The organism is secondary endosymbiont of Ctenarytaina eucalypti, from assembly GCF_000287335.1.
GTDB lineage: Bacteria > Pseudomonadota > Gammaproteobacteria > Enterobacterales > Enterobacteriaceae.
This window is the reverse complement of the sequence record NC_018419.1, coordinates 1,063,087-1,076,199: the sequence shown is the minus strand read 5'-3', so window position 1 is coordinate 1,076,199 and position 13,113 is coordinate 1,063,087. Positions and strand designations below refer to the sequence as shown.

Below are 13,113 nucleotides of genomic sequence, written 5' to 3'. Positions count from 1 at the left end.
ACCTATACTGATTGCTAATTAACGTGTCTCTGTAGTTAAACGGATATAACAAACCCCTCCTAAGGGTTAGTTACAGGTTCGAATCCTGTCGGAGACATCATTCCGATCTTACGGATGCTTATTGAAGTGGCCTCAAAGCCCCCTTATAATTAACTGATATCATGGCAGTAAGTGCTAAAAATCTTTTTAAACACTCCTTTCATCTATAGTATCTAATGTTAAAAATGCTTCAAGAGTAAAATGTTTGCTATGAATACGTACATTAAAGGGATGCCTATTTTTTAAAATAAATATTTTAGTCGGTTCAATGATTCCAGTAAACGTTGAAAAGTAAAATCGATTTTTAAAAACTTTTGATAATGATCAGCACAACGAAATTTTTTTAAAACCAATAATTATACTGCTCTAGAATTCTGTGCTAATATTCAATTATCGTAGCATGCGTGTCTCCCGTGTCATGATGAGTTCCCACGTCATAATTGTAAGTTTCTGAAATCTTATATGTTAACTGCAAGAGGAAGGGCGCCTTTATGAGTGATTTAATAAAGCTATGGCCTTGGGTAAATTTAAAGATTTCTTGCAAAAACCAAAAAGGACTTTGTCAAAAATACATTTGTCATATCTTCCCTCACAATCAGCGGGAAGGTTTAGATGCTACGATGTCAATCCACATGCTCTATGTGTAAATAGATAGCAAAATATCACTAAACTATTTTATGTATAGATTTTCCATAATGTTAAAATTATGGCCAAGATAAAATAATCTCAACAAGAGGGCGCGGTATGCGGGCCCATATCGCCCCCGCAGGAAACAGTAATTCTGCAATCTATGGTTTCGTCTTAGCCCCATGAAACTACTTTTATCGTAACGTTCAGCTAGATTCATTTTTTTCGGCCTTATCAGAAGCTGGGGTTGAAAGCAATAGAAAAAGCAAGAGAGAGTCATCATGGTAAAAAAGGGAGAAATATACTATATTTTTCATTAGCCCTCTGCGTATCACCATGTGCCTCGAAGCGGGCTGCCTCTAGCACAATATAAATAAGATCAAAGAGCTTAAAAGCACCTAGATTTTTTTCGTTTATGCTCCAGCGCTAACTTTTTAACTTTATCTACCTTAAAAAATAATCACGTCCGCTAATGTGCATACGCTCTGAGTCACGCGCGCTAGCATGTCAGTTAAACGTATTATAGGTACCCCTTTCCTGTATCTATATCACTGACTGCTTACTCTTCAGCAACTAATCTTTTACTAAACACTAATTAATCACCAGTAAGTTGATTACATGTAGATTATATAAAAAATCTTGCTCTATAGCGTATGATTATCCATTCCTGATAGGCTGCCTTCTCCGCCATCAATCCGTTATCAAAATACGCATCTGGTTGTTAGGAGAAAAAATATACAGATCCCTGATCTCACAGGGAAAAATAATGCCGCTCGAATATTGCGTCACATAGCTCTAAATGAAGCTCATCAATATACTTCAATCTACGTAGGAGGTGCGTAGCCATTTTCTAACCTAATCGCAAGAATAGTTATGTTAAAATAATGAATTGTTCGGGATAGTGCTCATACAAACACGCACTTCATATTGCCAACATACGTTGCTCTTACTATGTCCGTAGACACTAAAATTTTCTAAATTACCAAAAATCGATATTAAGGAACCGCATCAACAATTAGTGTTTAATTTTTGACCTCCCTGAAAGAAAAAAAGAAGAATACCCTGCGCGTGACGGAGGGCTTCTGGCAACTTCCCCGACGAAGCCTCCTTAAAAGTAAAATAGGTTCTTATACGCTATATATCAGACACTCCTATGCTTATTTAAGGAAACACATATACTATGATATCGATTTGCAAAGATTATACAATATCTCTATGTCATCATACCTCAGTTAACACCACGTTTCATTTACTCATAAACCCCATAAGAAGAAATGATTAAAATAGCTGCTTGATGCTATCTGACAGTATACATCACACCCTACAATCACCTCGACATACTGTACTTCAGACAAGCCAGTACCGGACTCCATCTTCCGGCTAACCTCGGCCGTGTCATTATCGGTAGAAGAGAGTTTAAAAAAATTATGGCACTAAAGACTGCAGCAGCGTTCCGCTATATCAGAGAAGAGTAGATAGATTAGAGGCAACGGGAGAGACACTGCGACAGTAGTAGCAAAAGCCGAGTGCATGAGAGTACTATTTGCCTTAGGGTTCGACACAAAAATTTTCAACGACATGAGCTACTCACCGCTGCTCCAGTCGCCCCTCAAAAATCTACCGAAGGTTGCTCAAGTAAATCTATATTTTTTTCTTATCCTTAACTCAGATCACGAAATTCTTTTTAACAACCAACTACCTATGGTGCAGGCAATACATACAATCACTTACTACCTACTTACAATGCATGGGCCCTCACGAAAAGTTCTAATCTTGCAGTTTAAGTAAAAATTAATCCTTATTTTACATGGCGGAAAAGAAAGCTGTTCTTGGGCGACGCACCAACCTACTTGTTTATTCATCGATTCGCATTACGGGGGATATAATAACAAAAAAGTTATTTAATCTTTCGCTACACGCGCTACAGGCATGAGTTGCTTAATGTTTACACTAATACCAAAACCTATAGAACCTCAAACTCTGAACGTTCAGAAAACGAAAAAAGATGCAGCATAATATTAACAAAATCACAATATATCACGAGCAGCATCTAATACAGAAAATGCAATGCAGTGTTTTAAAGATATGAGAAACATTCTGTGATATCGTAAGTGTTTAGCACAACGCCTATTGATATTAGATGCGTTGCTTGCCAGTAAAGCTTAGCCGCATTATTTTATATTATTGCTTGAATGACATAGCGCTTTTTAAGCAAGACGCGCACATCGTTATGATTAATCGGTTAAACATTTTTCTCAGATCGTCTATCTTTTCAGCATGCTTAAGCAGACTAAATCATTTAATAAGAATCTTCTCTACAACAGAATAACGCCATTTATGTCAGTCCGCAGCAGTGATTTTCTAATTTATCAACGCATCATTACCTATTATCATAGTATCATTTTCAACTATATAGTCAACATGCATTATCAACATAATAACTCACATTGGTCACCCTTTCACAAGATAAATAACTGCATTGTCTTGCTTTACACGGCATAATGCCGCTACCATGTATCGTAATCGAAGTCGACCGATCCCACCCTCACACATGCCGTAAATGTCTCTGAGCAAATAAAAGCAATTTCTTAAAATAAACAATGCATAAGAAGATCATACGATGATCTATGACTCTACATGACTATGAGTAAATATGCTGTATGATTGAATGCTATCGCTTTTCTGACCGAGATGATAACGCTTTACATAAAGTTGCTTCGCCATTAGTTGTATGTTTTCTTGAATCCTTACCTTTTACGCTACCTATGCCGCTTTTTTATTGGATGTTCATCAACCCCAAAGCTACACCGGGGTGCTGTCAATACGCCAAAAAGCTGGCCATTTTTAGGCGACTTGAAGTTATTACTTGATATCAAATTCATAGATCATGTTTCAAAAAACTATTTTTAATAAGTGTGCTATGCCATGAGCAATTCATATATGCGCATTATGCTAGATGCTAGCTATGCTACTTGCATCATTTGATCAAGTGTTTCTTTTTTGACAGTGTGGTCACTATGCATTTGGTTATTATCCTCAAACAGGAAATAGACGCCGTATACCAAAACGAGAAAGGGGTGACTTTTATAGGGAGCCATAATGCCTCTATCTATCACGCTTCCGGATTCCTTAAACGCGCCATACTCATCGGCATAAAATTGACACTTCATTTCCCTTAAATAAGGGATAACAGCGATCGCTTCTCCTGCGTTGCTGACAACCTGACAGCAAAAGTGATTTTTTCATGCACAGATCAATTTTTTATATGAGTTTTCTGAGTTTTATTGTAGCCAGATAGCAGAACACAATCCGCTCTACTGTACGAATCGATACCTAGCTGACACCGGCGCGCGATTTCTATAAAAGTATAGTATATGAAATATGAGGAGAAGCGTCTTTAACGCAGACTCACTTCTGTTATATTTGAACGAAGGCTGATGCCGCTTACTTTCATTAACGCAAGGCGATCAAGCCGTTTGACCACGGCTTAAATAATAATACATTCTAGCACCTACAACATTTCCTAGATGTTTAAATTTTTTTATGAAAACACAATAAAGACGGATTGCTAGTGCATCTGTAGTCGTAACCGAATTGTTGAAAAAATTGAAGAGACTTTCGCTGTTCAGCTGAATTTATGCGACCACCTTCAGGTAATCTTGCCAATCAGTACGCCCTTGCATAATCACGGCAACAACTGTGCGGGCTATCGCTATAGTTTTAGTCATGAGATGAATGACAGTTAAGACAGACTTGGCAGAAATAGTTCGGCCCACAAAGTCGATTTTTACGAATCGTAAAGTGCGGAAATATTTTTGATATTTTTATATTTGCGATAAGGTATTTATAAATATTTTACTTGTAGTTTATCAGATTAATGATAGAAAAACGTCTTGAAATCCTGCGTTAAAGATAGACTTTCAGATCACGATCTGCACACCAAGCCCGATTCCTGTGTCATTTGATTTTGAGCCCGACGTTCTTAACATTCAAAGTGAATACAATACTATTACACTCCCAGTGTTTTTACGTGCGACTGAAACACAATCTTTACTTTTGGTTATCGCGGAATAGCATTAGTGCATTATGGCTTTATCGCTTTTCAGCAATAAAATTTATTTTTACCCATTGCCAAAATACTTATAATTAAAAAACATATTAACACGAAAATTCTCACTATGTATTATATTTTTACGTCATTTTAATTTTATTGCAATACTTGCAGTCTAAATGATTAAGCTTAAACTTCATGAGTCATACTTAACGCAAGGGAGCGGTGCGCTTTTAGACATAATGAACACCGCGTAGTAATTTATGCGCTCAGCCTTCAAACTAGACAGACGCATTATTCTCACACCATTCTTGCATCAGCTCTTACGTCCAGCGCTATTATGTTGCCGTTTGGCAGGCTAAGGCATGGTTTGCGGAACGCCCTTGACCTCGAGTAGATTCGCCCACCACACCACATGTTCACACGATCTGTACATAAATGTAACTGTCAGTCCGTGACGCATGACGATCACTCGCCCGTATAATCCGACGCCTATTCATTAATCGCTAATCAATCTTCCTGAAAAAGCGGCGTCAGTTTTTTAGGATGTAAGCTAAAGTATTTTATGGGACTTCACCATAAGAAGTGCCATGAAAGGGTTGCGAGAAACTAAAAGAAAATAAAAGTGTTTATTGAAGCTATAATTATTTATAAAATTTATACGGTAGCTATTGTGCTGTGAAGGATTCATAAATAACAATTTCTATTTTATTTGCAAGACTTTTGCAGACCCGATGTCTTAAGCATATAGATAATGTAAGATGCAGAGCAGTCAGTTGATGCAGGTCTGCAACACACACTCGTGCAATGAAACTGGATAAAAACACTACCACTGATCTTATAAGCATTTACTCCTCAGAGCTCAAAGAAGAAGCGCATCCTTTTCTATTCTGGACTCAATACCGTGCGGTGAAAATACAACAACAGATTATTGTTCAATGAACGCTGGAAACTTGATTAACAATGAAGGGCGTAAACTAATCCTTAAGTCCGTATTAGCGGCTTATCAGTAGGGGAATAAATATTATTCATGATTCCTTAAAAATATAGGAGGTAGAGATTCCCAGCCTTAAAAATCTTTTCTAGGATTTTACCTGTGGATAGTATTAATATAATAAATTGGGTACTATTTTTATCAAGCAACGGCACTGATTTGCTAATTAGCACTTTAGTCCCTCTTTTCTCTTACGCTGCCGTTAGAGCCGATGGTTCAGGAGCGGTGCTATTTTTAATAGCATCAGCGCATCTCCCTATGTGTGAAAAATTTAGCTAAATTGTGTTATTAAAACTTCTTTCAAAACATGTAGGGCTTTTCTCAATCCGAATATAGTATTCTAGTAAGAATAGCGCTGCTGATAATATAGACCTAGAAAGAAGAGTCGATATACAATTATCGGTGTCGACAGATAAGGCTGTTCACTGAGCACGCTGCTTATATCACACGTTTTTCTCATCTAGATTATGCACACTTCAGCCCGTTCATCAGTATCACGCCGTAGGTTCCCCATCCCAATAAGCGTAGATGACCCCCAGCATTTTTACCTACACATGTCTTTTCAATCAGTGATTAAAAGTACGGACGTACTTTACGTCTATAAATCATAACTAAGTGTACGATTGTTCAGCAAATCAATGACAACATGTAAGCTTACTGAACTGAGTGATGATGAGAGTAAAAAAGAGTAACTCTAATCACGATCTTTAAATAGCAGAATCAAGATGCACGAGCATGTTCTACGAGACCTTAAAAAAGACAGAACAGTTGTTTTGTTCTACAAAAACTCTACACTGATGACTAAATAAACATTTAGTATGCCAAGGAGGCATTAATAAACGTTTGTTGACTCAACTGCACAACTAACAGCGCGATCACCACAAGATGCCTAGACTAAATATTTCCTAGAAACTAGCAAAGACAGTTAAGAGAAGCATCAACAGTCAAGACGTCATGGAATTAATATTTTCATTATTAATGCTATTACTTTTAAAGTTTTAGACCAAGGACAATCAAAAACCTGATTGATTATCTCGATCAATGCAAAATAGAGCCTAAGATGCATCTTGCATTTAATAAAGGTACATATGGAATCATCTGTGCTTATTTATCGCATACTGGTATTGGTGATGAAACGGATCTTCCAGAGCTGCGGCAGGTAACGCCCATCGAAAAATAGGGCGGAATCAAATTCCGGTGATGAGCATACAGAGTAGTAGCATCATGCAATCTTGAAAAAATACAGTTAGTGATCTTAGATATAGCAAAAAAGGCTTGCAATATTTCCTCGCTGCTCTTTACAAGGCGCTGCTGCCTAACGACATGATTGAACATCGGTCTTTCAGCAACCTTTCATCACACCTGCGATAAAAGCACAATATCGCTCGCATAAACCGCTAAACAGCTATTTTCTGATTAAAAGCCTAACGCATATGAATTTTGCATGCGTGACTGTTCATGTGTAGGTGTGGTGGGAAATGATAACAATCGCCGTAATTAATTACATGACTCTATAAAAATGTCACACATTATTTTTATAATACCCTAACACGCCCCCACTAGCAGCTAACTCCTTGAACACGCTGCCGCGTTTAATACAATGACCAGTGGTAAAATTTTTTCATCCCCAAGCCTAACTGAACCTTACAGCGGACGCAGAAGGAAATGTACGTCAACGACGACTGCGCTAATGTTTTGTAGAACACAGAGCAACGTCTCCCGAAGGACGACTAGATGAGCATAAGGTTCTATATCCTTATTGAACCATGAGAATCACTATAAAAACCACGCCGAAAACAAGCGCACAACTATATCAATATGCCCCAAAAACAGCGCAGCACTGTCTACTAAATCACAGCACTGTATACACCCTCTACGTGCTTCGTATATCAGAGGTCAAAAGACATGATAGGCAGCAGCAAGATCAATAACGAGCAGTGATGTAGTTATTATAGCTTAGTCACAAGATGCAGCTAACCGACTGCGTAAGAGATAAACCGTCGCCTGGAGCCACTATTCTACATTATTATCGAAATATCAAGCATCTCGCACTAATATCCCCACATCACGCTGCCGACACCGGCACTTATATACCTCGGAAACCCGGAGTCCCAAAAACTAATTTTATGCGTAAAGTGATTTTTACAGCAATGCTAGAAAACATTTTTTTGAGGCGTAATATAAGCAAATCTGATTAATATGAGAGACTTTTACACTATCCAATCAAAAAACAGCTATCAATACGATGATCGCCGATATAACACAGCAGCTGTACGCTTCTTGGCTTCATGCCATATCGCTTCCCGGCGCGCATCGTAAAAATGCCGGACCCTTAGAAACGCCCGGCGTCCTAGCACAAATACAATCTCAGCCATCTATATTATGAATAGCAACCAAAGTATTTAAAAAATTAGCATTAATATTGACTAAAGGCCGATCATCATATATGCATTTCATGTATTATTTATGTTTTATTAGCGTTGATGCGCACATAGTGCAATATGCTATTTTTAGTATGCACACACATCAAAACCATACGCATCACTATGGTTTTTCCGATTGGAATACAAACCATAGTGAATAAAATTTAAATTTTTCTGTAACTGCGTTTTAATTTACGCTATAAGCAGCATGGGTTAATTATCATCAACTAGTATTAAGTAATCACAGTCAGACCCAAGAAATAATAGTTTACGCAGTACGCAGATGCATCCCGAAACGCACATCTTAGCTGCTGTCAGATAAGAGATTAACACATCATGCGCTGGCGAATGAGACATGATCAAGGGGAGTGAAGCGATATGTCTGAGTGGGTAATAGGTCATGTAGTAAAAGTGAATTACTGGACGGCGCGTCTTTTTAGTCTGATCCTGCATGCCCCTGTCGACCCCTTTATTGCGGGACAATTCACTAAGCTAGGAATGGATATAAACGGTGAAAAAATTCAACGAGCCTACTCCTATGTTAATGCTCCGCGAAATAAACACCTGGAATTTTATCTTGTTACAGTTCCAGATGGGACACTTAGCCTACCACTACATCTACTTACGGTTGGCGATAGCCTTCTGGTGTCCAAAAAAGCGTCAGGATTCTTCGTGCTAGACGAGATCCCCCACTGCAACAATCTGTGGATGCTAGCGACTGGCACCGCGCTAGGACCCTATCTATCGATGCTTGAACAGGGTGAGGGATTAGAGCGCTTCCAGAAAATTATTCTGGTACATGCAACGCGCAGCGCAAAAGACCTTAGCTATCTACCTCTCATGCTCAAGCTACAACAGCGCTATGGTGGTAAACTGCAAGTACAAACAGTGGTCAGCCGAGAGAAGGTTCCCGGATCACTCAGTGGCCGAGTACCCACCCTGATTGCCAACGGCGCACTTGAAGCAGCCGTGGATCTTAGGCTGGATGCTGAGAAAAGTCACGTTATGTTGTGCGGTAACCCGAACATGGTTCGGGACACGCAGAAAATGTTGAAAGACACTCATGGAATGCGTAAGCATTTTAAGCACAAACCTGGCCATATCACTAGCGAGAATTACTGGTAATAGCGGAGCCGTCCTCTGTTCTAGAACGAGGCAAGTCCTACTCCCTAATACCACGTTTTTCTAATGCTATTGCTGCATAACGAAAATAAAGATCGACGACTGTCAGGCGACAGTACCAGAACTGCACTAGTTACACCCCATATTCTGTGGTACAGCGATCATGTTGAATACGTAAGTCACGAAACTTATTAAAATTAAGCAATGCAATGACTTGCGTAATGCAGGAGAGCATATGCACGTCACCTGCGCTACAATTGAACAGGTTAATCAACATTATGCGCGATTGCATTGTACTGTAAAAGTTGCGGCAGCGTGCCTTCAGCACATTGACAAGGGCGCCGCCTCTGCGCGAGAGCATAAACACGGTAGCAGATGCTGTAACAAAACACAGTGCGGGTGTCAAATCGCCTAGGTTACTGCCGGAAGGGGTTTCTTTAATAGAGAGATGGACTCTAACTGCGCTCTACGATATCAAAAAAGAGCGATACAGGACATTTATTGCCTATTAATTCCTCTACCTTGCATGAACTTAGTACTGACACATGCACATGCCAGATAGAATAAAAAACATGAAGCTACCTCAGATATATTTCCTATTTGATACTAAAGGGAAGAGGAAGAACATGCCTTCATGACCACTTATGCGTATCTCTCCCCTCTTTTAATAAAGGACTCACAATGCGACATCCGTTAGTGATCGGTAACTGGAAACTTAATGGCACCAAAAGAATGGTCAAGGAGATGAGCGCAGCGCTATGCAATGCGCTTAGCAATTTTGTCGGATGCGACGTTGCCATCGCTCCACCAATAGTGTATCTCGACCTAGCCAGACATTATTTAAAAAACAGCCGCATTGCTCTCGGATCCCAGAACGTTGACGCGCATCTTTCTGGCGCCTTCACCGGCGAAGTCTCCGCCGAGATGCTCAAAGATATTGGTGCAAAATATATCATCATTGGTCATTCTGAGCGTCGTACTTATCATAAAGAAAGCGATGACGTGATCGCCGAAAAATTCGCCGCTCTAAAAGCAGCAGGTTTAATTCCGGTCTTGTGTATCGGTGAAAGTGCAGCAGAAAAAAAATCCGGAAAAACTGAAGCGATATGTGCTTATCAGCTTGATGCGGTACTTAACCGCTTCGGGGCTAAAGTGTTTGAAAATACTGTTGTGGCCTATGAGCCTATCTGGGCTATTGGAACTGGAAAACCAGCTCTACCTGCGCAAGTGCAATCAGTGCATAAATTTATCCGTAGCTATATTGCTCAACATGATACATTCATCACAGAAAAAATGAGTATACTTTATGGAGGTTCAGTGAACGACGAAAATGCCACTGAACTGTTTACTCAACCGGATATTGATGGTGCGCTGGTCGGCGGGGCATCACTAAAATCTGAGGGCTTCGTGCTAATCGTCAAGGCAGCAGCCCGAGAGAAACAAAGATGACTAACCATCTCAAATGAGGGCGTAGTTATCGTCCTAATTAAAACATAAACCAAGTATGATTAAAATCATACGCAATTTTTTTTCTGAAGGAATAAGGATTTATTACACGTATGCTGCAAATCAAGCTATTGGTGCACTAGTCAGCTGATCTTCGATATTACAAAACACAGTAATATGGTCTAGCGTTTTCATCATGGCGAGCCTTTATCTTACTTTGGCGTCATTGCGAATTAGCATCCGAACACTCATCTAGTAATGTTTTCACCTTGAATGCAGAGTGAGTCAAATTAATATCAATTGAGTCAATAAGTCTGAGCATTGCTGACCAGTTTTCTAAACTAGCATGTGTTATCACTAAAGTATCGGTAATGCAACCGGTATGCATCCGTTTTCGGGAGCCTGTATAGGAATACGTTGATTCAAGTTTTGAATTTATAGCGCTTGAGTGGTGCATAAAATCAATCTTAAATTATTTGATGAAATAAAATTGTAGCAATAGCATCTTGGCAATGAAAAATGCAAGTAATGTCGTCAGCTGTATACAGGTAGTATAAATCGCAATACATATAATTCCTAGTCTAGCGTTCGCGCACCTTAGTACTGCTAAAATGAACAAACATTACCGGCTTGCATAAAGCGCATCAACTAGATTATTTAGTCAATATCGAAGAAAGGCAGTGACGATCTAAGTTGCTATGAAAATGCTTTTTAGGAAAAAAGTAACTCTGCGTATTCCTAGATGGCAGGCGGTGCAATATCCTCTATTGATGCAAATATAAATTATCGTTATCACACCGCTGCAGAGTAGTACCTTAACGGCAGAAATGCGCCTTTGAGAAGATAGCTTTTAATCGTTTTTACTTATTCAACTTCCTAAAAAGACTCTATTGCAATGTAACACACCGCCAGGTAATCATTCTTACTCCGTAGCGCTTCTGCACAGGTGTATGCATAATGCTAATTATGATAAACGGGCTTTACCACATTCATCCGTTGGAAACACTAAATACCATCTTCTTCGCCTAACAATAGCCGTGTTAGTAACAAAGCATGATACATTATAATTGAAACAACAAAAATTTAGTGATCTGTTCAGAAACAGCATCGCGTCTTGTTGAACATAACATAAAAACATAAGAATCTTTTAATAGAAGCCGTACTTTATATATTCCTTGAAATGAAATGTCTTAATAACCTAACGATATACTGTTATTTTGCTTCCCTCTGAAAATAAAAGAATATGTGTTATAAAAATCTTTTCCTTTCGCTCCCGAACTATAGGACTGGTCATGAGCAACATTTATAAAGACAATTCAATGACTATCGGTCGCACACCGCTGGTCCGTTTAAACCTCGTAGGGAATGGTAATATCCTGGCAAAGGTGGAATCGCGTAATCCTAGCTTCAGCGTCAAATGCCGAATCGGCGCAAATATGATTTGGGATGCGGAAAAGCGGGGGAAGCTTACGCCAGGAGTAGAGTTAGTGGAGCCTACCAGTGGTAATACTGGCATTGCGTTAGGTTATGTTGCAGCGGCGCGTGGCTATCAATTAACCCTAACTATGCCCGACACGATGAGTAGTGAGCGCCGTAAGCTTTTAAAAGCACTAGGTGCTAGACTAGTTCTAACTGACGGATCAAAGGGGATGAAAGGTGCCATCACCAAGGCTGAAGAAATTGTTTCAACCGATCCAAAGCGTTTCCTAATGCTACAGCAATTCAGCAATCCCGCTAATCCTGCAATCCATGAGAGCACCACTGGTCCAGAAATTTGGCAAGATACCGACGGCGATTTAGACGTATTTATCGCCGGAGTAGGTACCGGAGGTACTATTACGGGAGTAAGCCGTTATTTAAAAAATATTCAGGGTAAGCATGTATTTACTGTTGCAGTAGAGCCACAGGACTCACCTGTCATCACCCAGGCGATAGCTGGGGAAGAAATCAACCCTGGGCCTCATCAAATCCAAGGCATTGGCGCCGGTTTTATTCCTGATAATCTAGATCTAACACTTCTCGATCGAGTCGAGACAATTACCAACGATGAAGCGTTCCACACCGCACGCCGCCTGATGGAAGAGGAGGGCATCCTATCTGGTATTTCCTCCGGCGCCGCCGTCGCGGTAGCGCTTAAACTTCAGCAAGAGAAAGCCTTTGCTAACAAGAAAATGGTCGTGATACTCCCCTCCTCAGGGGAGCGCTATCTCAGCACTGCTTTATTTTCCGATCTGTTTACTACTCCTGAATTACAATAACTCCAGCTATATCCATTTTTTTAAAAAAGCACCCATTAGGGTGCTTTTTTGTGGACTAGGTCATGTTTTCAAATCACTATAAGTTAATTTTGTTGGTCCTATTTTATGTTTAAACCGAAAATGATTTCGAAAGATCAGAACAATCAGGATATT

At 39.6% G+C, this 13,113-nt stretch carries 4 protein-coding genes and 1 tRNA gene; 4 read left to right on the top strand and 1 reads right to left on the bottom strand.

The features are described 5' to 3' along the window. Positions 1-25: 25 nt before the first annotated feature. Positions 26-97: transfer RNA gene (locus A359_RS03050), tRNA-Arg, on the top strand. Positions 98-3,629: 3,532 nt separating this feature from the next. On the opposite strand, the gene A359_RS03035 is transcribed toward A359_RS03050, so the two are convergent. Then, positions 3,630-3,836: a hypothetical protein gene (locus A359_RS03035; protein ID WP_014888387.1), complete on the bottom strand. Its 207-nt coding sequence runs from the start codon at positions 3,834-3,836 to the stop codon at positions 3,630-3,632. A gap of 4,676 nt (positions 3,837-8,512) precedes the next feature. Here A359_RS03035 and fpr point away from each other — a divergent pair. From fpr to cysK, 3 genes are all read left to right on the top strand, one after another. Further along, complete coding sequence (gene fpr, locus A359_RS03030; RefSeq protein WP_014888384.1) at positions 8,513-9,259, top strand: ferredoxin--NADP(+) reductase; 747 nt, start codon at positions 8,513-8,515, stop codon at positions 9,257-9,259. Positions 9,260-9,937: 678 nt separating this feature from the next. Continuing rightward, positions 9,938-10,705, top strand: coding sequence for a triose-phosphate isomerase (gene tpiA / locus A359_RS03020; protein WP_014888382.1), 768 nt, complete (start codon positions 9,938-9,940; stop codon positions 10,703-10,705). Positions 10,706-11,994: 1,289 nt separating this feature from the next. Continuing rightward, entirely contained in the window at positions 11,995-12,960 is a 966-nt protein-coding gene (cysK, locus tag A359_RS03015) for a cysteine synthase A (RefSeq protein WP_014888381.1), read from the top strand. Positions 12,961-13,113 lie beyond the last annotated feature (153 nt).